Origin of the sequence: Clostridium sp. (genome assembly GCF_021372645.1) — a bacterium.
GTDB lineage: Bacteria > Bacillota > Clostridia > Clostridiales > Clostridiaceae > Clostridium.
Genome location: NZ_JAJFUC010000045.1, coordinates 39,832 through 64,286, shown reverse-complemented (window position 1 = coordinate 64,286; position 24,455 = coordinate 39,832). Strand labels below are relative to the sequence as shown.

Below are 24,455 nucleotides of genomic sequence, written 5' to 3'. Positions count from 1 at the left end.
GATATAAAATAAATTCAAACTATATTTTCAAAATTTACTTTAAAATAACATTACTCTGATTTAGAAATATAATATTAAATCTAATATTACATTAAATATCTTATTTTTTTCTTAATTGAAACTTAATTCTATATTATATTTAAACCTCAATAAAATTGTAATATTGAAATAATATAACACGTATTCCATTTACATCATTAATTATAATTTTATAACTATTCTGTTTATATTATTGATTATAATTTTATAACTATTCTATGTCAATAACCTTATCTCTTGTTTTCAAATTATTAATAGTTTATAATTTATTTATATATTATCTTAGGAAGGATTTGTTTTAATATGGATAAAGATAATTTATTTAAAGTCGCAGATTCATTAGTAAACTTTTTATGGATTATTCAAAATAGCATACTTAAAGAACATGATATGACTAAAAACTTTCAATCTCCTTTGAATGGTGAAAAAAAATGCCTTGCAGACTTTTCTATTCCACCTTCACATGCTAGAGTTATTTTCTATCTTGTAGACTCTAATTCATCTTCTATTTCACAAATAGCAGATTATTTAGGTATATCAAAGTCTAATATGACACCTATTATAGATAATTTAATTAACTATGGGCTAGTTAATAGATATCCTGATTCTAATGATAGAAGAATTCTCAGAGTAGAATTAACTGACAAAGCCTTGAAACTATTAGATTCTTTTCGTATTGCCTTTCGCAATTCCTTTGCTGAAAAGATATCTTCTCTTTCTGACAATGAAGTAGTTATGTTAGATGATTCCATATCAAATCTTATAAATATATTAAAAAAATTAAATTAAGGCACATTAAAAAAAGGGGTTGTCGCAAAATGATTGAAATTTAATTAGGCACGACGCTCCTTTTGGGTTCAAAGCAAAGAATCTCTAAATAATTGATATTTCATTTTGTTCCGCTAAATATTTAACTTGCAGAATCATCTTCTGGTATTAAACATTCCAAATTTAATGGTAATACTAGTTGATAAGACTCATTAAATTCGGTATAATTTTTATTATGTAATTTTGTTTTTTTCATAACCTAATTATACTAAAAATGTGAATTCTTTTGAATTCACATTTTTTATTTTTTATAAAAAATGAGCTAACACAAAGCTAACTACGTTAGTTTTGCAACAGCCCCTTTTAGATTCTTTATAATTCAATGGCTTCTTTAAATGATTCTATTAAATCATCTATATCCTCAAGTCCTACAGATACTCTTATTAACGTATCTGTAATTCCAAGTTCTTCTCTTTCTGCTTTTGGAATTGATGCATGGCTCATTTTAGCTGGATATGAAACTATAGTTTCAACGCTACCTAAACTTACTGCTACCGCTACATTTTTTACATTATTCAAGAAAATTGTAGTTCTTTCCAAACTCTTAAATTTAAAGGATAAAACTGCACCTGCACCATCTGCTTGTTCTAAATGCAATTTTCGTCCCTCCATAGATTCAAGTCCAAGATAATATACTTTCTCTACTTCTTCTCTTGCTTCTAACCATTCAGCTAATTTTTGAGCACTTTTTTGCAGTGCATCTAATCTAACTTTTAAAGTTTTAATTCCTCTAACCAAAAGCCATGAATCTTGTGGTCCAAGTACAGCTCCAAAGGTATTTTGTATTTGATAAACTCGGTCTCCAAGTTCCTTTGTTTTTGTTACAACAATCCCTGCTATAACATCACTATGTCCCCCTAAAAATTTAGTTGCACTGTGTACAACTATATCTGCACCAAGTTCTAATGGTCTTTGTAGATATGGAGACATAAATGTATTATCTACTATTGTAATTGCACCATTTTCTTTAGCTATTTTACTAGCAGCTCTCAAATCTGTAACCTTTAATAATGGATTTGAAGGAGTTTCTAAATAAAGTCCCTTTGTATTCTCTCTAAACGCATTTTTTACCTCTTTAATATTTGATGCATCTATAAAAGTAAATTTGATATTAAATCGTGAAAATAATTTTGTTGTTGCTCTATATGTTCCACCATATACATCACCACAAATTACAATGTGATCTCCTGCTGAAAATATTGATAATACAGAACAAATAGCAGCCATTCCTGAAGCAAATGCAAATCCACATTCTGCACCCTCAAGTTCTGCTATTAGTTTTTCCACTACATCCCTAGTTGGATTTCCAGATCTTGCATAATCATATTTTCCAAAGTTCCCTATATCAAATTGGTGAAAAGTTGATGTTTGATATATTGGAGTACTTACAGATCCTGTAGTAGGGTCTATATCTCCACTTGCATGTATTAATTTAGTTCCAAAATTCATAATTTACACCTCTATCATTATTTTTTTGCTTTCAATTGATGGCTTATGCCTATGCTTTAAAAATATATCCAATGTAGAAATAATAGCATCACACATAAGTCTATTTTCCAATAGAATTTTCCAAATCCTTTATTAAGTCATCTATATTTTCTATACCAATTGATAATCTAAGTAAATATTCATCTACACCTAATCTTTGTTTTATTTCATCTGGAATTTCTGAGTGAGTTTGAGTCATTGGATATGTTATTAATGTTTCTACTCCTCCTAAACTTTCTGCAAATCTTATTACTTTAACACTTTCTAAAATCTTCGGTATTAATTCTTTATCTTTAACTCTAAAAGATAATGTTGCTCCGAAACCTGTTGCTTGTTTTTTATTTAATTTATAACCTTCAAAGTTTTCTAAACCTACATAATAAACCTTTTCTATATTAGAATTATCCTCTAAAAACTTTGCTATTTTTATTGAATTTTCTTGTGCCCTATCTAATCTTATATGTAATGTTTTAATTCCTCTTAATATTAGCCATGAATCAAATGGAGATAATGTTGCTCCAGTAGACATATGAATTCTTCTTAACTTTTGCAAGATGCCCTCATCATTTCCTACTATAAATCCTGCTAACAAGTCATGATGTCCACCTAAATATTTAGTTCCACTATGAATTACTAAATCAGCACCTAATTCTAATGGTTTTTGATAATAAGGTGTTAAAAATGTATTGTCTACAATTAATAGTAACTTATTTTTCTTTGTTATTTCTGCTACTTCTCTTATATCTGTTACCTTCATCATTGGATTAGAAGGAGTCTCTATAAATATAGCTTTTGTATTTTCTTTTATAGCATCTATTATATTTTTAGTATTTGTTGTATCAACAAAAGTAGCTTTTAATTCAAAATCCTTATACGTTTCTTCAAATAATCTGTATGTCCCTCCATACAAATCATCAGATAAAATTATATGGTCTCCAGTTTTAAATAAATGTATACAAGCAGTGATTGCTGAAACTCCTGAAGAAAATCCTATTGCCTCTTTTCCCCCTTCTAAAACAGCCAATGTTTTCTCAGCCTCTTCTCTTGTTGGATTTTGAGCCCTAGAATAATCATAACCTGTACTATTATTAAGTCCATGATGCTTAAATGTAGCTGATTGATATATTGGATAACTTATTGCCCCTGTAGCTTTATCTCCACCTGATACTCCACTAACTGCAATTGTTTCAAAATATTTTTTCAAAGTCATTTCTTTACCTCCCTTAATTTGTTTCTTGCTTAATGCTTTATTTAGTTATTACTCTAAACTAAAAGTACTAAAAAAAGCCACTTCTAAAATAAGAAGTGACTCTGTAGCCATAACATAAGTTCTAATAAAACTTAATTTCCCTCTCATTTTTCAAGATATTCTCTTGCAGGATTTAGCACCAACGAAAAAATTTATATGAAATTTTTTCAGGTTGCCGGGCTTCAAAGGGCCAGTCCCTCCACCACTCTTAATAAGATTAACTTATTTAAATATTTATTTGTTAATACTAATTATACATAACTAAAAACTCTTGTCAATAAATATCAGTAAATTTATCAACTTTCTATGTGATTAAAATAATAAACCAAATATATAACCTTATAAAAAATAATATTTTGTCAAAAAGAAAATGACTAACTTAGAATATTTCTTTAAATAACTCTACGTTAATCATCTTTTTATTTCGATTCTTTATACTTATTAAGCAAATCAAAAAAATATATTTGTATCTTTTATATGTTATTTTGTCTCATGTTTCTTATTCATATCTTAAAGCTTCAATTGGATCAAGGCTTGCTGCTTTTTTAGCTGGATAGTATCCAAAGAATACTCCTATTGCCATTGAGAAAGTGAAGCTTATCAAAATTGTTGGGATAGATATTGATATTGGTGATTTTAATACCAAGCATGCAATTATACCCATTACAATTCCAAGTATTATTCCTATGACTCCACCAATTGTACATATTATAACTGATTCAGTTATAAATTGCATTTTTATATGGCTGCTCTTAGCACCAAGAGCTTTTCTTGTACCAATTTCCCTTGTTCTCTCTGTAACAGATACAAGCATTATATTCATTACTCCTATTCCACCTACAAGCAGTGCTATAGCAGCAATTACAGATATTCCTGCTGATATGGCACTAAGTACTGATGTGAATGATTGTGCTTGGTTTTTAAGATTCATAACTTGTAATTCCCAATATTTATTATTCTTGTATAACTTATCTGTATACTTTTCCATATCTTTAACAAGCTTTTCCGAATCAGTATTATTATTAGGTTTAATCATGAATCTACGATAATTTTTATTTTTTTGATCTGCTTTTGCTGTTGTTATAGGTATATATAAATTAGATTGTATATCTTTTTCTTTTGCTGTAGACCCTCCGCCTTCAAGAAATGAAGGTGGCTCATATTCATATACCCCTACAATAACATATGTTTCAATGTTATCTTGTATATAAGCTTTAATTTCCTTACCCAAGGGATTAGTCTTGCCTTTAAACATATTATTAACAAGTTTATCTGAAACTACAGCAGTTTTTTTCATTCCTTTAATATCTTTATCAGAAATAAATCTTCCACTAACCATCTTTATATTATTAACATCTTTATATTCATCATTTACTCCTGTAGTAGCTATATTAGCATATAAATATCCATCCTTTATTTTCCCTTGCCCTGTACTTGCATCTATACTTATATTACTAATTCTATCCTTAAATGCTTCCTTAATTGAATTTATTTGCTCCAAAGTAAGAAGGTCACTATCTTCTGGTTCTTGATCTGAATATCTTTCCTGAGCACCATCTTCACTCTTTTCCCTTACTTGAATGTACATATTATTAGCACCTAACTTATCTAATTCACCCGACACTTTAGAAGTAATTGCATTTCCAATAGAAACAATTCCTATAACAGATGATATTCCTATTATAATTCCAAGCATAGTTAATAGAGATCTCATTTTGCTTGATCTTATGCCTGCTATTGCAAGTAATATATTTTCTTTTATAAACATATATTTTCACCATCTGGAAACTTCTTAATGTACTTATCATTATATTCTTCTGATACTATCTTTCCATCCCTTAATGTTATAATCCTTTCAGTTTCTTCTGCAAGCTCATAATTATGGGTTATAAATATTATAGTCTTACCTTCTAATTCATGTACCTTATGAAATAAATCCATAACCAATCTCCCTGTTGCTGAATCAAGGGCTCCCGTTGGTTCATCTGCAAGTATTATGCTTGGATCATTAGCAAGTGCTCTAGCAATTGCTACCCTTTGCTTTTGTCCTCCTGATAATTCATTTGGTTGATGCTTCATTCTATCTTTCATTTCAACAAGGTCTAAAAGTTGTTCTGCCCGTTCCTTTCTCTCTTGTCTACCCATTCCATAGTAAAGCATTGGTAATTCAACATTTTTTAAAGCTGAGCTTCTTGGTATTAAATTATAAGTCTGAAATACAAATCCTATTTTCTTATTTCTTACTTCTGATAAACCATTATCTGCTTTTTCATTAACATTCGTACCATCTAAAATATATGTTCCAGATGTTGGTCTATCAAGTGCTCCTATAATATTCATTAAAGTACTTTTCCCTGAGCCAGATGCACCAACTATAGATACAAATTCACCTTTTTTTATTGTTATATCTATATTTTTAAGAATATCTAATTGGTTTGGTGTACCAACATAAAAGCTTTTGACAATATTTTTCATTTCTATTATGCTTTCATCCAAAGAGCTCACCTTCCTTTTATTTGAATTTTATCTCCAACCTTATGTGTTGAAGGATCATCAATTATAATAATTCCCTCCGAAATTCCATACCCTGAAATTTCTACATTAAAATCAGATTCGAGTCCTGTATCTATTGGTAATTCCTTAATTATATATTCATCTGGTTTTTCGCCACCTTTTTCTGCTATATATATGCTCTTACTATCTTCATTTTGAACTATGCTTTCTGATGATACTGCATAGATATCTAATTTTTCACTTGTAATAATATTTACTCTTGCACTCATTCCAGACTTCATATTTTCGCTCATATCATTAATTTTAATTTTTGCCTCAAAACTTGCATCTGAACTTGCTCCTTGAGATTGAGTCCCAGATTTAGTTTGAACGACTTCTTCTTTTTTAGCAGATGGACTAACACTTACCACTTCTCCCTGAGTAATTTCATCCCCTGTTCCATCAGTTTTTATCTCCGCTCTTTGTCCTATTTTAACATTTACTATATCAACTTCTTTAATTGATGTAGTTACTTCCATATTATCTAAACTTTCAATTTGAAATAAAATTCCATTTCCTGGATTTCCTACAGCAGCATTTACAGCTGTAATTGTGCCCTCAGTGGTTGCTTTGATTGTACAATCATCTAATTGTTGCTTTTGCTTTTCAATTGCAATTCGTTGACTATTATTACTACTATTTGTTTGTGCTGTTTCATATTCATTTTTAGCTTTATTTAACGCTTGATCAGCTTTGACCTGTGTATTTTCTAATGATACTTTGGCTTTCTCATAATCTGAATTTGCAGTATCAAAGTCTATTTTAACCTTATCTAATTCACTCTCTGCAATTGCTTCTGCCTCAAATAATGCTTTATTTTTTTCATATATTTTCTTCTTATTATCAAAATTAATCTTTGCTAAATTAAGAGTTTCTTCCGCATTTTTAATTTCTGAATTCAAATTATTATTATATAAATATAGTTCATCATTATATGCCTTTTGGGCAGCATCGAGTTGTACCTTATTATTGGCTTCTGATGCTTCTGCCGTAGCTGTTGCTTGCTCAATATCTTTTTCTAATATCCCCGAATCTAATATTGCTAAAACATCTCCTACCTTAACTTTATCTCCAACTTTTGCTTTAACTTCTTTAACAGGATTATTTGATGTGCTATATATATTGGTGGAATCTTTACTTTTTATTTCACCTAGAACATTAATACTATTGACTATTTTGCCTTTTGATAGAACTGTATGTTTAACTTCTGGCACTGACTTGGGCATAATTATTTTACCTATTATTATAGCTACAACTATTATAAATATTGCCCCTAACAATATTACCTTTTTGCTTAGTTTTTTTTTAAATTTCAAACCTTTAAGACTTATACCTTTAGGTTTTAACTTTTTAATATCTAACTTTGGCATTTTGAAACTTACCCCCACTCTTAATAACCTGCTTTTATTTATATATAATTCAAGTAGTTAACATAAATATAATCTTTTTTTGTATTTTTTCAACTATATCCCCATTTGTTTTATACATTTTAATCTTATATTTACATAATAATGTTTATATATGTAATTTTTACTATAATATTTCTTAGTATATCACTAATAATATAATATATCCCTTAATAAAACATTAAATTTTCCTTAAACAATATTATTAACTTAAATTCCATAAATAATTTTATTTAGTATAAATGTAAAATCATCTCCTATTGCCTTTACTATATAAATATAGTAACCTAACTTTAATTAATGTTATATTGATAATCCTTACATTTACCTTTCAATTTTGTAACATTAGGACACACTAAAGAAAATAACAAACAAAATAGATGATGTATATTTCACCTTAATATAAAAGGTTGCTTTAAAATAATTTTTAATCATTCTAAAACAACCTTTTATATTGTTAATTAACTTTTATTTAATATAAAAAAATTCATCACTGATATTTCCATTTAAAGTTGGTGATAGTTCATTTAATGTTTTCAATATATTAGTTTTATTTTCACCATTTGCTAAAGTTGGAATGTAATCATTTCTATCACTTCTTGAAGAAACCATTGCTGGAAGTACTTTATATTCAAAGTTTACTAATTTATCATCTTCCATATTTGCCTTAAACTGAAGTATAAATGTTCTTTTATCTGGAGGATTTGAATTTCCTCCAAAACAGAAATTCCCCATAGAATATGCTATAAGCTTACCTTTATAATTTTCCATGCTTTGAATTACATGAGGATGTGAGCCTATAACTGCATCTGCACCATTATCAATAGCAAATCTAGCTAAATTTTGTTGAACATCATATGGTTCATATGATTTCTCTATACCCCAATGAAAATATGGAATAACAACTTCTGCTCCTTTATTTTTGAGTTCATTAATGTCATTAACTATTTTGATTTTTAATTCATTAGAATATTCCCAACCTGTATATCCTAAAAATCCGAATTTAATTCCTTGTATCTCTTTTAAAATCTTATAACCTTCTCCACATATATCAATATTATTTTCCTTCAATGTATTAACAGTGTCTTGTATGCCTTGTTTACCATAATCATAGATATGATTATTGGCTATTGTAACTCCGTCAATAGAGCCTTTTGTAAGAATATTTACATACTCTTTAGGTCCTTTAAAATTATAAAATATATCTCCATCTTTAGGTGCTTTAATCTCAGAACTTGTGAATGTTGTTTCTAAATTTACTAATGTATAATCATCTTGACTAAATATACTAGATACATTTTTCATAAAATAAGAATAATTTCTTCCACTATTTATAAACGCGGCTGGCAAACTGCTGTCATATGCAAATTGGGTATCTGTTCCTAAAGTAAAATCTCCTGCTACTGAAATTATAATTTCTTTTTTGACAGGTTCTCTTTTTATTTCTTCTTTGTTTATATTTTCTTCACTTGTATCTTTAACCTCTTCACTTAATTGATTACTAGCTTCAATCTTTTGTAAATTTGAATTACTTATATCTTTCAAATAAAAGCTTGCTCCACATACTATTAATATACTCGCAATAATCAAGTAAATACTTTTAAACAAATCACCATTTCTCTTTTTATCTCCATTATACTTTTTCCCATACCTATTACTAGAATTTCTTTTATTCATATATAATTCTCCCATTTTTTTGAATTTAGGTTATTTATATACAAATAATATCATATTTTGGTGTAGTCTTCTATAAAAAAATTCTTTTAAAAGATCCATTCTGCAAGTGTAGTTTGTTGCCATATTTAATAACTTTCTTGCTATTTATTTTTTGTAGTCTCTCTAATTAATAATATCTTTGCTTTTTTTGTTAATTTTTTTATCTCATATTCCCTTTTCATTGCATCTTTTTTTTCTTCAAATTCTTCATAATGCATTAATTTTACTGGTCCTCTTCCTTTTGTATATTTTGCTCCTATTCCATTTGAATGCATATAAATTCTTTTTTCCAAATTATTTGTCCATCCTGTATAGAATGTCCCATCAGAACATTCTACAATATATACATAATTCATTCAGTACCTCTCACTTAAACATTGCTCTATTACAATAAATTATACATAAAAAAGAAGAAGACGAGTATTTAAATCTAAATCCTCGTCTTCTTTTAAAATTGTAGATATTATTTCTAAATACTAATCTACTTTAGCTGTATCAATCCAGCTCATCATTCCTCTTAATTCTTTACCAACTTTTTCAATTGGATGTTCTGATTCCATTCTTCTAGTTGCATTGAAGTTTGGTCTTCCAATTTGGTTTTCCAATAACCAATTCTTTGCAAAAGTACCGTTTTGGATTTCTGTAAGAACCTTCTTCATTTCTTTCTTAGTTTCATCAGTGATTATTCTCTTACCAATTTGATAATCTCCATATTCAGCAGTATCTGAAATTGAATATCTCATCATGCTTAATCCACCTTGGTATAATAGATCAACGATTAATTTCATTTCATGCATACATTCAAAGTAAGCATTCTCTGGAGCGTATCCACCTTCTACTAAAGTTTCAAAACCTACTTTGATAAGTTCTGTAACTCCACCACAAAGTACTGCTTGTTCTCCGAAAAGATCAGTTTCTGTTTCATCTTTAAAAGTAGTTTCAAGAACACCAGCTCTTGCTCCACCAACTCCGTTTGCATATGCTAAAGCATATTGTTTTGCTTTTCCTGATGCATCTTGGTGTATAGCTATTAAGCAAGGTACTCCAGCACCTTCAGTATATGTTCTTCTTACTAAATGTCCTGGTCCCTTAGGTGCAACCATGAATACATCAACGAATGCAGGTGGAACTATTTGGCCAAAGTGAATATTAAATCCATGAGCAAATACTAATGAATTTCCTTCTTCTAAGTTTGGAGCAATTTCTTCATTGTAGATTTTTCCTTGCTTTTCATCTGGTAATAAAATCATGATAAAATCAGCTGCCTTTGCTGCTTCTGCAACAGTTGTAACTTTTAATCCAGCTGCTTCTGCCTTAGCCCAAGATTTACTTCCATTATATAAACCAACAACAACATCTATTCCACTTTCATGAAGATTTAATGCATGTGCATGCCCTTGGCTACCATAACCTATTATAGCAACCTTCTTTCCTTTTAATAAATTTAAATCTGTGTCCTTTTCATAATACATTTTTGGCATTTTTAACGACCTCCTAATTATTATTGATATCTTCTTCACTTATTATTTGATTAATTGGTGCACCAGGTGCAACCATAGGAAAAACTTTTTTATCACTATTTACTAAATAATCTATAAGAACTGGACCTTCTGAATCCAGAGCTTTTCTTAAAACTTCATCTATTTCATCTACTTTAGTTATTCTAAATGCTTTAGCTCCAAAAGCTTCAGCAAGTTTAACATAATCTGTTGGTCTATCTAATGTTGTTTCAGAGTATCTTTCTTCATAAAATAAACTTTGCCATTGTCTAACCATTCCTAAACAGTTATTATTCATAACTACTTGTATTAATGGAAGCCTATTTTTAACTGCAGTAACTAATTCATTGCAATTCATTCCAAAGCTACCATCTCCAGCAATGTTAAACACTCTTTTACCTGGCATACCAATTTGAGCTCCAATTGCAGCACCAAGTCCATATCCCATTGTTCCAAGGCCACCTGAAGTTATAAATGTTCTTTCATCTTTAAATTTAAAATATTGAGCTGCCCACATTTGATGTTGCCCAACTTCAGTTGATATTATAAAACTTCCATCATTTAATTTATTTAGTTTATCAAAGAATAATTCTGGAGTTGTCTCACAATTTGAAGATATCTTTTTATCTTCTTTTAATTTGTTTATAGTATCAAGCCATTCTTCATTTTTCTTTTCTTCAATTAATGGTATTAATTTATCTAATGCTACCTTTAAATCTCCTACAATGCAAGTATCAACTTTTATATTTTTATTTATTTCTGCTGGATCAACATCTATTTGCAATATCTTTGCATTCTTAATATGATTTTGATTACTTATAACCCTATCACTAAATCTAGCTCCAAGTGTTATTAATAAATCACATTTAGTTGCAGCAATATTTGATGCTTTTGTTCCATGCATTCCTATCATACCAGTATATAATTCATGGTCATTTGGAAATTCTGCCATACACATAAGTGATGTTGATACAGGTGCATTTATCTTTTCTGCAAAACTTATTAATTCTGATGTTGCTTCAGATATGCCTACACCACCACCTGCAAATATAAATGGTTTTTTACTTTGATTTATTAACTCTATTGCTTCCTGTAATGCGTTATCTGTAATATATTCTGACTTCCTAACTACTTCTTTAGGAATTAATTTTTTATACTTAGTTTTATCTGCTGTAATATCTTTAGGAATATCTATTAATACTGGACCTGGTCTACCTTCTTTAGCTATATAAAAGGCATCTCTAATTATATTTTGAAGATCATTAACATCTCTTACAATATAATTATGCTTTGTTATAGGCATTGTAATTCCAGTTATGTCAACCTCTTGAAAACTATCTTTTCCAAGCAATGGTTTAGCTACGTTTCCTGTGATAGCTACCATAGGAATTGAATCCATGTATGCAGTAGCAATACCTGTTACTAGATTAGTAGCTCCTGGTCCTGAAGTTGCAAGACAAACTCCAACTTTACCAGTTGCTCTTGCATATCCATCAGCTGCATGAGATGCACCTTGTTCATGACAAGTTAAAACATGGTGAATTTTATCCTTATATTTATATAATTCATCATATATATTTAATACGGCTCCACCTGGATATCCAAATATAGTCTCTACTCCTTCATCAAGTAACGACTTTATTAAGATTTCAGCTCCCGTTAATAACATTTTACTCACTCCTTTGCTTATAGAATGATTTTTCAATTCACAATGCATAGTTCACAATGAAAAATGAAATTTCTTTGAAATTTTTAAAATATATTTTTTCAAATCATACAAGTGATTTGTTCCTTCATTGTGCATTGTGCATTGTGCATTGATATTATTATTTTGCTGATTGCAATTTTTCACGAACTAAATTTCCCATTTCAACTGTTCCAACTTTTTTCTTACCTTCTGTCATTATATCACCAGTTCTATATCCATCTTCAAGAACTGCAAGCACTGCAGTTTCAATTGATTTAGCTTCTTCTTCTAATGAGAAACTATATCTTAACATCATTGCAGCTGAAAGAATAGTTGCTAGAGGATTAGCAATTCCTTGTCCTGCTATATCAGGAGCACTTCCATGGATTGGTTCATACATTCCAAGTTTTCCATCTCCAAGTGATGCTGAAGGTAACATTCCAATTGAACCTGTAACCATACTAGCTTCATCTGATAAGATATCACCAAATATATTTGAAGTTACAATTACATCAAATTGATTTGGATCTTTAACTAATTGCATTGCAGTGTTATCAACATATAAATGATTTACTTCAACTTCTGGATAATCCTTAGCCATTTCATCAACTATGCTTCTCCAAAGTCTTGAGCTTTCTAATATATTAGCTTTATCAACACTTGTAAGCTTCTTACTTCTCTTCATTGCTGTTTCAAATCCGATTTTAACAATTCTAGTTATTTCATTCACATCATATCTTTCAGTGTCATAAGCACTCTTTACGCCATCAATAACTTCCGTTCCTCTTTCACCAAAATAAATACCACCAGTTAATTCTCTTACTATGCAAATATCTATTCCATCTTTAACAATACTATCTTTAAGTGGTGATTCATTTTTTAATGGAGCATATAAAACTGCTGGTCTTAAATTACAATAAAGATTTAATGCACCTCTTAATCCTAATAATGCTTGTTCTGGTCTTATTTTTGCAGTAGGATCATCCCATTTAGGACCACCAACAGCTCCAAGTAGAACTGCATCACTTTTCTTACATGCTTCTAAAGTTGCCTCTGGAAGTGGTGTTCCTTCCTTATCTATAGCACATCCGCCTGCTAATACATACTCATATTCAAATCTATGTCCAAACTTATCCCCAATAACTTTTAAGACCTTTATAGTTTCTTCTACAACTTCTGGTCCTATTCCGTCTCCTGGTATTACAGCTATATTATATTTCATTATAAAAATCCCCCTCTTTATATTTTCCTAACTCTTATTGCGTATTTATCTAAAAGTAAAACTTACTTAAATAAATTGTCTTTACTTATTAGTATCTCTTTCTTGATTAATTATATCAAGAAAAAATCTAATATAATTCATTTATTAATTATTTTCTTACTTTTTATTCCCTATATATCCAATTAATCCATCATTATCTATGATTTCTTGCATAAACTCTGGGAATGCTTCTCCTTGATACTCTTGGTTCTTAGTTAAATTCTTAATAAGGCCTGTTGAAAATTCAACTTCTAATTCATCTCCTGCATCAATACTTTTTACTGCTTCATCACATTCTAAAATTGGTAATCCAATATTAATTGAATTTCTGTAGAATATTCTTGCAAAAGTTGATGCTATAACACAACTAACTCCAGCTGTCTTAATTGCTAAAGGTGCATGTTCTCTTGAAGAACCACAACCAAAGTTTTTATTTGCAACAATTATATCTCCGTCTTTTACATTCTTTACAAAATCTACATCTATATCTTCCATACAATGTGCAGCAAGTTCTTTAGCATCTGATGTATTTAAATATCTTGCTGGGATTATTACATCTGTATCTACATTATCTCCATATTTGAATACCTTACCTTTTACACTCATTACTAATACCTCCTAAACTAATTCTGGGTCAGTTATTTTTCCAGTTAATGCAGATGCTGCTGCAACAGCTGGACTTGCAAGATATACTTCTGATTCAACGTGTCCCATTCTTCCTACAAAATTTCTGTTTGTTGTTGATAATGCTCTTTCACCTTTTGCTAATATTCCCATATGTCCACCTAAACATGGTCCACAAGTTGGTGTTGAGAATACTGCTCCAGCTTCCACTAAATCTTTTATTATTCCTTCTTCTAAAGCTTGTAAGTAGATCTTTTGAGTTCCAGGAATAACTATACATCTAATACCTTTTTTAACTTTATTTCCTTTTAGTATATCTCTAGCTATTCTTAAATCTGAAATTCTACCATTTGTACATGATCCAATTACTACTTGATCAAGTACTACATCTCCTACATTATCAATTGTTCTAGTATTGTCTGGTAAATGTGGAAATGAAATTGTTGGTCTTAATGTACTTAAGTCAATTTCAAATACTTCATCATATTCTGCATCGTCATCTGCTTCATAAACAGTCCATTCTTTAGTTGCGTGATCTTTTAAATATTCAACAGTTTTATCATCAACTGGGAAAATACCATTTTTTCCACCAGCTTCTATTGCCATATTTGCCATTGTGAATCTATCATCAATTGAAAGGTAATCTAATCCATCACCTACAAATTCCATTGATTTGTATAATGCCCCATCAACACCAATCATTCCAATTATATGTAGTATTATATCTTTTCCACTTACCCATTTGGCAGGCTTGTTCTTAAGAACAAATTTTAAAGCTGATGGTACTTTAAACCAACATTTTCCTGTAGCCATACCAGCTGCCATGTCAGTTGATCCAATACCTGTTGAAAAAGCTCCAAGAGCTCCATATGTACAAGTATGTGAGTCAGCCCCTATAACAACATCACCAGCAACAACTAATCCTTTTTCAGGAAGTAAGCAATGTTCTATTCCCATTTCTCCAACTTCAAAGAAATTTTCTATTTCCATTTTTTCAGCAAATTCTCTAATATATTTAACTTGTTCTGCTGCCTTTATATCCTTATTAGGAGTAAAGTGATCTGGAACTATTGCAATTTGACTTTTGCTAAATACTTTATCTGTTCCAAATTTCTTAAATTCATTTACAGCTACTGGAGTTGTAATATCATTTCCCAAAACTAAGTCAAGATTTGCTTCGATTAATTGTCCAGCTTTAACAGTTTCTAATCCTGCGTGTGCTGCTAATATTTTTTGTGTCATTGTCATTCCCATGTTTTAATCCCCCTTAAAAATATGCTTTTACTTTTCTTTCAATATCTTTAATTAATTTATATTCTATTGAATCTACTAGAGCTATCCAACTAGCTTGAATTACGTCTCGAGATACCCCAACAGTACTCCAGTTTTCAATTCCATCTGTTGATTCAATTAAAACTCTTACCTTTGCTTCTGTTGCACTTTCTGAATCTAAAACTCTAACCTTATAATCTACAAGTCGTGCTTGTTTGATTTCCGGATAAAATACTTCAAGTGCTTTTCTAATTGCCTTATCTAGTGCATTTACCGGACCTTCTCCTTCTGCTGCTGTCATTTCATTCTGTCCATCCACTGTAATGTTTATTACTGCTGTTGAAGTGAAATTTTCAGAGCCATAAGGCTGTTCTCCAATAATCTTAAAATGGTTTAATTTAAAGAAGGGTTTATATTTACCAATAATTTTTCTTATAATTAATTCAACTGTTCCTTCTGCCCCTTCAAATTGATAGCCTTCATATTCTAATTCTTTTAATCTATCTGTAATTTTTTGAACTGAATTATCATCTTTAGATATATTAGGAAATACTTTCTTTATTTCTTGTAATATTGTACTTTTTCCACTAACCTCAGACACTAAAAATCTTCTCTTATTCCCAACTAGTTCTGGTTCTATATGCTCATATGATTTTGGTGCTTTAGTTACTGCATCGATGTGCATACCGCCCTTATGTGCAAAGGATGAACTTCCTACAAAAGGGGTTTGATCTGTCAATGTAATATTACATATTTCTGCAATATATCTAGCTGATTTCGTCAAATTAACTAGTTCATTGTTGCCTAATATTTCATATCCACGTTTTAATTTCAATATTGGTATTATTGCACTTAAATTAGCATTACCACATCTTTCACCTATGCCAATGAATGTTCCTTGGACTTGTTTTGCTCCAGATTCTACTGCCATAATTGAATTTGCAACTGCCATTCCCATATCATCATGACTATGAATACCTAATTCTATTGATATTTGATCTTGTACAATTTTAATTATATCGTATATTTCTTGAGGTAAAGCACCTCCATTGGTATCACATAAAACTACTACTTGCGCTCCAGCTTCTTCTGCTGCTTTTAAAGTTGCCATTGCATAATCTTTATTTGCCTTATAGCCATCATAAAAATGTTCCGCATCAAAAATTACTTCTTTTTCTTTCTTGCACAAATATTTAATTGTATCTTTTATCATTTCAATATTCTCATCTAATGATGTTTTTATAATATCTGTAACTTGAAAATCCCATGACTTCCCGAATATAACAATTGTGTCTGCTCCTGAAGATAATAAATCTTTTAAATTCTTATCATCTTCTACATTAATATTAGGTTTTCTAGTTGATCCAAATGCTACTACTTTAGAATTTTTAAGGTGCATATCCTTAAGTCTTTTGAAGAATTCCATGTCTTTTGGATTTGATCCAGGGTTGCCAGCTTCAATATAATCAATTTGCATCTCATCTAAAACTTTTACTATCTTAATCTTATCTTCTAATGAAAATGAAATCCCTTGACCTTGAGCTCCATCTCTCAGAGTAGAATCAAATATTTTTACCTGATTCTGAGTCATATATCATTCTCCCCCTTTACCTTTTGCATTGCCTTATTGCCATTGTTTCAAAATTTATCTTTAATTAATAACTTTCAACAGAATTCTTTATAGTTTTTTCTCCTCTTTGAAGCGCTGTAACCCCAGTTCTAACTAATTCTTCTACTCCATATTCTTCCATCAATTTTATTAATGCTGATATTTTATCTTCATCCCCTGTTAATTCTATTGTTAAAGTATTAGTGGATAAATCAATTATCTTACTTCTAAAAATCTTTACTGTTTGATTTATAGCTGATCTATTTTCAGCATTTGCTTTTACTTTAATCAATACTAACTCTCTATAAACTGATTCATTAACTTTAAAATCTATAACTCTTACAACATCTTCTAATTTGTTTAATTGCTTTTTCACTTGTTCTAATACATTGTCATCACCCATAAGAGTGATTGTCATTCTTGAGATTGAAGGATCTTCTGTTCTACCAACAGTTAAACTGTCAATGTTATATCCTCTTCTTGAAAACAATCCACTAACTCTGCTTAAAACACCAGATGAATTCTTTACTAAAGCTGATAATACATGTTTTTCCATTGCCTCTCCCCCTTAAAAATGGTTAAAAAAATCCACTCTTAATGATATGAATCATAAGAAGTGGGATAATATTCCGCCTTATATAATATCACTAGGTTCTAACAAACCCTTGCATATAACGGATGCACACCGGATATCTTTTACTCAAGAAATTTCTTTCTCTTTCTGGATTCTGCTCAGGAGTGATAATTCTAAAGCTAAAGTATCGATTCTCACCAACCATCGACTCTCTGCAACTTGTCTGCTAAACAATTTTCTCCATCTTAGCATTTAATAACTTAAGGACCTATTAAATTTTCCTTTTTCCTGTTAATGTAGATTTTACTCTCCGTTTTTACTATTGTCAACATTATAGAAATATATTTTACATTATTGTTTTTTTGCTTATTTAAAATATGATAAAATTAATCATTTATTATTTATTTGCATATTTTTTTATTAATTTATCATTGCTTTGATCATTTCATTAATTATATTAATATTTTAAATAATATTAATTGATAATTTCAATATAAGAATTTTTGTCATTTTTTATATTGATTAACATTTTAAATTTAGCCTCTAACTTCTCCATAATTTTCCATAACATTAATTTCTTCAACATGTGCCAAAATTTCATCTAAACTATATTCATATATATTTAAATTTATTTTTGCTTCTGATAGTTTTGAAATTATATCTTCTTTTTCTTCATTAAAAACTAATTCTTCTTTAATCTTTTCAATAAATTCTTCTGTTTTATACACTTCACACTTACCTTCTTCAACTCCCAATTGTGTGAATACATTCATTCTAGGCTCATCTCCACCTATATCTGTACCATCATTATATCCATCTTCATGAAGCGTATCATCAAGTTTTCTTTCATAATATACATTTATATGTGCTTTTACTCCTTCTAAGTCATTAAATCCCTTGCAGTTACCACTTGGCATTATTAATAAATAATCATTATAAATTTCCTTCTTCATATAATTATCCCCCTTGTAAACATGCTATTTTTCTACAAATCTATTTATCCCCTTATTAATCGTTTATTATTCATCAAAATTTAACTTTAAAATTCAACAAACTTATAAAAAGATGGTATTGCACTTAAATGAAGTGAAATACCATCTTTTTGTATTATTTTAATCTCTATTTTTTATCTTTATGAGAATCTTTTCGATTCTCTTCTCTCCTAATTTATCTACCTTAAAAGTTATATCATTATATTCTACTATATTCTCATTCTCTTCTGATGGAATATTCCCAATTAAATTAATAAGAAATCCACTTATAGTATCAATATCATCCAATTCAATACCTAAATTTAATTCATCATTTAATTCTTCTAACGTAGTTAAACCATCTACTAAAAAAGTATTTTCTCTCACTTTTTTAATTCGTTCCTCACTACTATCATCTTCATCATTAATTTCTCCCATTATCTCTTCTATGAGATCTTCAATGGTTATAATACCAGAAAACCCTCCATATTCATCAATTATAACTGCTATATGACGCTGTGATATTTGTAGTAATTTAAATAAATCTTGCACATTCTTTCCTTCATGCACAAAGTATGGTTCCTTTAATATATCTTTAATATTCACATTATCAAAGCCTTTATTCTTAGCTTCAATTATAAAATCCTTCATATATAGAATACCTATTACATTATCTATATTATCTTCATATACTGGAACTCTTGAATATCTCATTTCCAATAATTCATCTAAATAAGCGTTTAATGGCTCTTTGATGTTTATGCAATATACTTCTGTTCTAGGTGTCATAACTTTTTCAACTTTTTTATTATCAAATTCAAATATTCCCTCTATCATTTCTTTTTCACTTTCATTTATAGCACCCTGCTCTTCTCCTGTCTCTATAAATGATTTAAGTTCTTCTTTTGTTACTATTTCATCTAATTCTTTATTATCTAATCCAATAAGTTTTACTAGTAAAGACGTTGATAGTGATAATATTTTTATAAATGGAGCTGCAATTTTAGAAATAAATATTATTGGTCTAAGAGAGAACATAGCTATCTTTTCAGATTCTCTTAAGGCTATTCTCTTTGGAACCAATTCTCCAAATACTAATGTAAAATATGATAATAAAATTGTAACTCCTATAAATGCAACTTGTTGTCCATATGGTACATTTATACTAATAAAAAACACTCCTAATTGTTCTGAAATTCCTGTAGCTGCTGATGCACTTGCAAAAAATCCTGCGAGTGTCATACCTACTTGAACTGTTGATAGAAATTTTGTTGGTTCTTCAATCAATTTGCAAAGGACTTTTGCTTTTTTATTACCTTCATTTGCTAACATTTTAATTTTATTTTTGTTTACTGAAACAATTGACATTTCTGCTGATGAAAAGAATGCATTAATTAAGGTTAATATAACTAAAAATAAAATTTGCATAATAGTATTAGTTGTCTGGGCTGATTCACCTTCCATTTTCTTCTCCTCCATAACATAAATATTTTATTTATATATTAACATAAATAAAGTATTTATGTTAATATCTTTAATTATATTCTTTGTATAAGTAACTTTAAATAATACTCCATTCACTGGTTACTCCTTATAAGCTATACCTCTACATCACATTGCTTCTTATAATTTAGAGGAACCCTATTTATAATAGAATTCCTCCCTTATATCACTATAGCAAATATTTTACATTAATTTTCCATGTGCCTAATTTATATAAAATTTTAACATCCTTAGTTATATTTTTTCTCAATTAAATTTGCTAGATCATGAGCCATTTTATTTATTTCTGCTTGATTTTCGCCTTCAAGCATAACTCTAATTAATGGTTCTGTTCCAGAAGGTCTGATAAGAACTCTTCCAATCCCATTTAAGGCGTCTTCTATTTTCTTTATTTCACCTTGTATTTCATCATCTGTTAAATATAAATCTTTTTTGTCATTTGGAATTGTTGCATTAGCTAATACTTGTGGAAGGTCTTTCATTATTGAACATAATTCAGATAAAGGTGTTTCCTTCTTCTTAACTATACCTGAAATTTGAAGTGCTGTAACTAACCCGTCTCCAGTTGAGTTATAATCTAAGAATATGACATGACCTGATTGTTCTCCACCTAAAACATATTTATCTTTAACCATTTCTTCTAAAACATATCTATCTCCAACACTAGTTTTAACAAGATTTATTCCTTCTTTTTTACACGCAATATCTAACCCAAGATTACTCATCACAGTTACAACTAAAGTATTATCTTTTAACTTTCCTAGCTCTTTTAAATATCTTGCACATAACATTAATATAAAATCACCATTTATTAAGTTACCTTTTTCATCAATGGCTAAACATCTATCTGCATCTCCATCAAATGCAAACCCTAAATCACACCCCTTTTTAACTACATATTCCATTAGTTCTTCTGGATGTGTTGATCCACAGCTTTCATTTATATTTGTTCCATCTGGATTATCATTAATTACAAATACATCAGCACCTAATTCTCTAAATGCCTTTACTGAAGATTTATATGAAGCTCCATTTGCACAATCTAAAGCTACTTTTAATCCCTTTAAACTATAAGGTATTGTATTTTGAGCAAATTCTATATAATCAGTTAATGCGGATACTTCAATTGTTTCTCTTCCCAAGTCTGTACCAATTGGATTTTGTACCCCTTCAAAATCATTTTCAATAACACTTTGAATCTCGTCTTCTAATTCATCTGAAAGCTTGTATCCTTTATCATTAAAGAACTTAATACCGTTATATTCTACTGGGTTATGCGATGCAGAAATCATAACACCTGCATCAGCTCCATATTTTCTTATTAAATATGCAACAGCTGGTGTTGGTACTACGCCAAGCACTACTGCCTCAGCTCCAACTGATAATATTCCTGATATTAATGCTGATTCCAACATATCCCCTGATATTCTTGTATCTTTTCCAACTAATATCTTAGGCTTATGAGCTCCTTCTGTTAATACATATGCACCTGCTCTTCCAAGATCATATGCCATCCTTGCTGTTAATTCTGTATTTGCAACTCCTCTAACTCCATCAGTTCCAAACATTCTACTCATAATTTTACCTCACTTTTTTTATTCTATTATAGTACTCACTTACTATAATATTTTTAATCACCTATAAAAGACAATGTTATTTGTAGCTTTTACATGTATTTCATCTTAAATAGTATAATATTTTTTATAACTATTTACAATCTCCTGTTTTATTAAAAAACTACTACGTCTAAAATTATTATCCTTCAGTTCATTATTTTAAAATCAGTGTTTATATTAATCTATTTTCCATCCTCTAATCTTTCTAACACTAAATTATAGCCCTCACTTCCATAATTTAAACATCTGTTAACTCTGCTGATAGTTGCTGTACTAGCACCTGTTATTTCAGTTATTTCTGAATAAGTCTTTTTATGCTTAAGTAGATTTGCTACATGTAATCTTTGAGCTAATGATTTAACTTCATTTATAGTTGCTACATCTTCGAAAAATTTATAACATTCATTTATATCTTTAAGTTCTAAAATTGCTTTAAAAAACAAATCTAATTCTTTACTTTTAATTTTTGACTCTAAAGAACTCACTTTATCACCTCATTGTATAATTATTTATATCTAATTATAACCATCTACATTTCACTTTACAACTTTAATATATGAAAGTGTTAAATATATTTGCATCCTATACGTTAATTAAATAAATAATACTTATTTCAAATTAAGAACACTATATATTTGTATCTATTTCAGACTGTAATTTATCTACATCTTTTAATCCTTTCATTTTCAACTCTTTATACACACTTTTTGTTGGTATTAGCCAAACTTCACCTGTACCTCTATATACATTAACCATTCCTTCTCCACTAAGTGCCGTTCCCACAATAGATTTAGATGATTTTTCTACAGAAAATTCAATATTTCCTGTTCTTAAAATTGCCAAGTTACCATCTACCTTTAACGTATCGTTAATTAATATGCACTTAAATATTTCACTTTCTGGAACTGGAACTTTAAGTGCAACTATTCCACTTCCTTGAATTCTAGCTTGATAAAAACCTTCATTTCCTAAGAATGCAGCTGAAACATTCTTTTGCATTGTTGCATTAACTTCTATTCCATCTTCACATGCATAAAACATATTCTCACTTACTATTATTTCATCATCTTCTAATTCTATTAATGCAAAATGTCCAAAGGAAGGTTCTAAAAATATCTCTCCGGTACCACTATAAGTAGGTTTAAATACTGTTTCTCCTATTAACTTACTTGATATGATCTTTTTCCCAAATCCTAATAATCCACCTGACTTATTCTTTATTTCTATATTACCTTTCATATAGCTTAAAGAACCTGATTCAAGCTTTACTGAACTCTCCTCCAATATTATTCTTATTTGTTTTAGCTTTATTCCGCTTTGCCTAATTATATTAAGCCCCAAGGCCGTTTCAACATCAATTGCTCCATTTAAATTCTCATATTCTAATATTTGAAACTTAGATTCACACTCCATTTCAGATAACATATTCAATTTATTCGTAAATTTTAGTGAACTTCTCATAAAAATACTCCTACATAACAAATTATTCTATCCGATAGCTAACTACCACTAACGCACCACGATTTCTAGACTAGTGCTAAGTGGCCTAGATCTCTGGGTATTGTATCCTTGTATTTATAAGTCCAAGTGAAATTCAGATGAAGATTAAACTCCATCTGAACTTCACTTTATACTTAATTATACTATGTTCTTTAAAATCATAACTTTTTCTTCCATGTTGGTATAATTATTATCATTTATAAAGATTACTATACCATATTTTTCTAAATTTAATTGTTTGAGTTGAGTTCTTCTAACAAAGTAAATACTCTCTTATAAAGCACAGGATGCATAAGATATGGTGCTATTTCATTTAATGATGTTAATACAAATTCTCTTTCATGCATTCTTGGATGTGGAAGAATTACTTTTTCATTAGAAGAAATTAATTCATCATACATAATTATATCTAAATCAATAGTTCTAGGTCCCCACTTTATTGTTCTTTCCCTATCTAGTTCTTCTTCAACCTTAAGCAGTAGATCCATAAGTTCCTCAGGTTCTAGTGTTGTTTCTATTTCTATAACTGCATTTAAGAAATCTCCTTGATCTAAATATCCCCATGGCTTTGTTGTAATAAACGAGGATTGTTTTCTCATATCAATATTCTTTTCTATTGATATTTTATTTATTGCTTCCTTTAAATACCTCTCTTTATCTCCAATATTAGATCCTAGACCTATATATGCTTTATGTCTTTTTCTTTCAATCATTATTTCCACAGTATCTAAGGATTTTCTCACTGGTGCCCAAGGCTTTTTTAAGAATACTTTAACACCATTTATTATTGTATATTCATTAAGAATAAAATCTGCTAGATTTAAAGCTACAGTTTCTATAAGTTCATAGCTTTCTCTTACAAATTCTTTATCTACTTTTTCACACAACTCACCATAATGTACTGACTTTGCTAAATCTCCAGTTTTCCCTGCTGACTTTAAATCCAAATCTAGTTCTAAAGATAATATAAATTTTTGGCCTAATCTTTTTTCTTCTTCAAAAACTCCATGAAACCCAAATAACTCTAACTCTCTTATATACATTTTATCCAAAATTCATC

At 29.3% G+C, this 24,455-nt stretch carries 21 protein-coding genes and 1 riboswitch; of the genes, 1 reads left to right on the top strand and 20 read right to left on the bottom strand.

Features of this window, described 5'->3' with window-relative positions; genetic code table 11:
• Nucleotides 1-342 precede the first annotated feature (342 nt).
• Entirely contained in the window at nt 343-828 is a 486-nt protein-coding gene (locus LLF98_RS07770) for a MarR family transcriptional regulator (RefSeq protein WP_291702495.1), read from the top strand.
• Between the two features lie 351 nt (nt 829-1,179).
• Here LLF98_RS07770 and LLF98_RS07765 read toward each other — a convergent pair whose 3' ends face one another.
• The 20 genes from LLF98_RS07765 to folK all read right to left on the bottom strand — a co-directional run bounded on the left by LLF98_RS07765 (nt 1,180) and on the right by folK (nt 24,447).
• A complete protein-coding gene (locus tag LLF98_RS07765; RefSeq protein ID WP_291702493.1) occupies nt 1,180-2,316 on the bottom strand; it encodes a PLP-dependent aspartate aminotransferase family protein in 1,137 nt (378 codons plus the stop codon).
• Nucleotides 2,317-2,416: 100 nt separating this feature from the next.
• Nucleotides 2,417-3,565 (bottom strand): PLP-dependent aspartate aminotransferase family protein, encoded by a 1,149-nt coding sequence (locus LLF98_RS07760; RefSeq protein ID WP_291702491.1) that lies wholly within the window; start codon nt 3,563-3,565, stop codon nt 2,417-2,419.
• A 140-nt stretch (nt 3,566-3,705) separates the two neighbouring features.
• A riboswitch (SAM riboswitch) is annotated at nt 3,706-3,822 on the bottom strand.
• Between the two features lie 281 nt (nt 3,823-4,103).
• Nucleotides 4,104-5,372, bottom strand: a complete 1,269-nt coding sequence (locus tag LLF98_RS07755) for an ABC transporter permease (RefSeq protein WP_291702489.1) — start codon at nt 5,370-5,372, stop codon at nt 4,104-4,106.
• The gene (locus tag LLF98_RS07750; protein ID WP_291702487.1) at nt 5,363-6,100 is read right to left on the bottom strand and encodes an ABC transporter ATP-binding protein; all 738 of its coding nucleotides are present in this window, start codon (nt 6,098-6,100) and stop codon (nt 5,363-5,365) included. Before LLF98_RS07750 ends, LLF98_RS07755 begins: the two co-directional genes overlap by 10 nt.
• Nucleotides 6,101-6,105: 5 nt before the next feature.
• The gene (locus LLF98_RS07745) at nt 6,106-7,527 is read right to left on the bottom strand and encodes an efflux RND transporter periplasmic adaptor subunit (protein ID WP_291702485.1); all 1,422 of its coding nucleotides are present in this window, start codon (nt 7,525-7,527) and stop codon (nt 6,106-6,108) included.
• A 504-nt stretch (nt 7,528-8,031) separates the two neighbouring features.
• Nucleotides 8,032-9,240 carry a CapA family protein gene (locus LLF98_RS07740; protein WP_291702483.1) on the bottom strand — a complete coding sequence of 403 codons (1,209 nt, stop codon included), beginning with the start codon at nt 9,238-9,240 and terminating at the stop codon, nt 8,032-8,034.
• Nucleotides 9,241-9,380: 140 nt separating this feature from the next.
• Nucleotides 9,381-9,635 carry a GIY-YIG nuclease family protein gene (locus tag LLF98_RS07735; RefSeq protein WP_291702481.1) on the bottom strand — a complete coding sequence of 85 codons (255 nt, stop codon included), beginning with the start codon at nt 9,633-9,635 and terminating at the stop codon, nt 9,381-9,383.
• Nucleotides 9,636-9,755: 120 nt separating this feature from the next.
• Complete coding sequence (ilvC, locus tag LLF98_RS07730) at nt 9,756-10,760, bottom strand: ketol-acid reductoisomerase (RefSeq protein ID WP_291702479.1); 1,005 nt, start codon at nt 10,758-10,760, stop codon at nt 9,756-9,758.
• A 13-nt stretch (nt 10,761-10,773) separates the two neighbouring features.
• Nucleotides 10,774-12,447: a biosynthetic-type acetolactate synthase large subunit gene (gene ilvB / locus LLF98_RS07725; protein ID WP_291702477.1), complete on the bottom strand. Its 1,674-nt coding sequence runs from the start codon at nt 12,445-12,447 to the stop codon at nt 10,774-10,776.
• A 157-nt stretch (nt 12,448-12,604) separates the two neighbouring features.
• Complete coding sequence (leuB, locus tag LLF98_RS07720) at nt 12,605-13,687, bottom strand: 3-isopropylmalate dehydrogenase (RefSeq protein WP_291702475.1); 1,083 nt, start codon at nt 13,685-13,687, stop codon at nt 12,605-12,607.
• Nucleotides 13,688-13,843: 156 nt separating this feature from the next.
• Nucleotides 13,844-14,332, bottom strand: coding sequence for a 3-isopropylmalate dehydratase small subunit (leuD, locus tag LLF98_RS07715; RefSeq protein WP_291702473.1), 489 nt, complete (start codon nt 14,330-14,332; stop codon nt 13,844-13,846).
• Nucleotides 14,333-14,344: 12 nt separating this feature from the next.
• A complete protein-coding gene (gene leuC / locus LLF98_RS07710; protein WP_291702471.1) occupies nt 14,345-15,604 on the bottom strand; it encodes a 3-isopropylmalate dehydratase large subunit in 1,260 nt (419 codons plus the stop codon).
• Between the two features lie 13 nt (nt 15,605-15,617).
• Nucleotides 15,618-17,213 (bottom strand): citramalate synthase, encoded by a 1,596-nt coding sequence (cimA, locus tag LLF98_RS07705; RefSeq protein WP_291702469.1) that lies wholly within the window; start codon nt 17,211-17,213, stop codon nt 15,618-15,620.
• A gap of 64 nt (nt 17,214-17,277) precedes the next feature.
• Complete coding sequence (gene ilvN / locus LLF98_RS07700; RefSeq protein ID WP_291702467.1) at nt 17,278-17,787, bottom strand: acetolactate synthase small subunit; 510 nt, start codon at nt 17,785-17,787, stop codon at nt 17,278-17,280.
• Nucleotides 17,788-18,341: 554 nt separating this feature from the next.
• Nucleotides 18,342-18,758, bottom strand: coding sequence for a hypothetical protein (locus LLF98_RS07695; RefSeq protein WP_291702466.1), 417 nt, complete (start codon nt 18,756-18,758; stop codon nt 18,342-18,344).
• Between the two features lie 159 nt (nt 18,759-18,917).
• Entirely contained in the window at nt 18,918-20,240 is a 1,323-nt protein-coding gene (locus tag LLF98_RS07690) for a hemolysin family protein (RefSeq protein ID WP_291702464.1), read from the bottom strand.
• Nucleotides 20,241-20,509: 269 nt separating this feature from the next.
• Nucleotides 20,510-21,856, bottom strand: a complete 1,347-nt coding sequence (gene glmM / locus LLF98_RS07685; RefSeq protein ID WP_291702462.1) for a phosphoglucosamine mutase — start codon at nt 21,854-21,856, stop codon at nt 20,510-20,512.
• Nucleotides 21,857-22,077: 221 nt separating this feature from the next.
• Nucleotides 22,078-22,380: a YerC/YecD family TrpR-related protein gene (locus tag LLF98_RS07680; protein ID WP_291702460.1), complete on the bottom strand. Its 303-nt coding sequence runs from the start codon at nt 22,378-22,380 to the stop codon at nt 22,078-22,080.
• Between the two features lie 142 nt (nt 22,381-22,522).
• Complete coding sequence (locus LLF98_RS07675) at nt 22,523-23,356, bottom strand: AIM24 family protein (protein WP_291702458.1); 834 nt, start codon at nt 23,354-23,356, stop codon at nt 22,523-22,525.
• 269 nt (nt 23,357-23,625) lie between these two features.
• Nucleotides 23,626-24,447 carry a 2-amino-4-hydroxy-6-hydroxymethyldihydropteridine diphosphokinase gene (gene folK, locus LLF98_RS07670; RefSeq protein ID WP_291702456.1) on the bottom strand — a complete coding sequence of 274 codons (822 nt, stop codon included), beginning with the start codon at nt 24,445-24,447 and terminating at the stop codon, nt 23,626-23,628.
• Between the last annotated feature and the right edge of the window lie 8 nt (nt 24,448-24,455).

Excerpts from the sequence above, each read along its gene's own strand:
- leuC (WP_291702471.1), bottom strand. The coding sequence starts at position 15,604 with ATGGGAATGACAATGACACAAAAAATATTAGCAGCACACGCAGGATTA.
- LLF98_RS07735 (WP_291702481.1), bottom strand. The coding sequence starts at position 9,635 with ATGAATTATGTATATATTGTAGAATGTTCTGATGGGACATTCTATACA.
- LLF98_RS07765 (WP_291702493.1), bottom strand. The coding sequence starts at position 2,316 with ATGAATTTTGGAACTAAATTAATACATGCAAGTGGAGATATAGACCCT.
- cimA (WP_291702469.1), bottom strand. The coding sequence starts at position 17,213 with ATGACTCAGAATCAGGTAAAAATATTTGATTCTACTCTGAGAGATGGA.
- LLF98_RS07695 (WP_291702466.1), bottom strand. The coding sequence starts at position 18,758 with ATGAAGAAGGAAATTTATAATGATTATTTATTAATAATGCCAAGTGGT.
- LLF98_RS07745 (WP_291702485.1), bottom strand. The coding sequence starts at position 7,527 with ATGCCAAAGTTAGATATTAAAAAGTTAAAACCTAAAGGTATAAGTCTT.
- ilvC (WP_291702479.1), bottom strand. The coding sequence starts at position 10,760 with ATGCCAAAAATGTATTATGAAAAGGACACAGATTTAAATTTATTAAAA.
- LLF98_RS07770 (WP_291702495.1), top strand. The coding sequence starts at position 343 with ATGGATAAAGATAATTTATTTAAAGTCGCAGATTCATTAGTAAACTTT.
- LLF98_RS07760 (WP_291702491.1), bottom strand. The coding sequence starts at position 3,565 with ATGACTTTGAAAAAATATTTTGAAACAATTGCAGTTAGTGGAGTATCA.
- LLF98_RS07755 (WP_291702489.1), bottom strand. The coding sequence starts at position 5,372 with ATGTTTATAAAAGAAAATATATTACTTGCAATAGCAGGCATAAGATCA.
- ilvN (WP_291702467.1), bottom strand. The coding sequence starts at position 17,787 with ATGGAAAAACATGTATTATCAGCTTTAGTAAAGAATTCATCTGGTGTT.
- glmM (WP_291702462.1), bottom strand. The coding sequence starts at position 21,856 with ATGAGTAGAATGTTTGGAACTGATGGAGTTAGAGGAGTTGCAAATACA.
- LLF98_RS07740 (WP_291702483.1), bottom strand. The coding sequence starts at position 9,240 with ATGAATAAAAGAAATTCTAGTAATAGGTATGGGAAAAAGTATAATGGA.
- ilvB (WP_291702477.1), bottom strand. The coding sequence starts at position 12,447 with ATGTTATTAACGGGAGCTGAAATCTTAATAAAGTCGTTACTTGATGAA.
- leuD (WP_291702473.1), bottom strand. The coding sequence starts at position 14,332 with ATGAGTGTAAAAGGTAAGGTATTCAAATATGGAGATAATGTAGATACA.
- LLF98_RS07690 (WP_291702464.1), bottom strand. The coding sequence starts at position 20,240 with ATGGAAGGTGAATCAGCCCAGACAACTAATACTATTATGCAAATTTTA.
- LLF98_RS07675 (WP_291702458.1), bottom strand. The coding sequence starts at position 23,356 with ATGAGAAGTTCACTAAAATTTACGAATAAATTGAATATGTTATCTGAA.
- leuB (WP_291702475.1), bottom strand. The coding sequence starts at position 13,687 with ATGAAATATAATATAGCTGTAATACCAGGAGACGGAATAGGACCAGAA.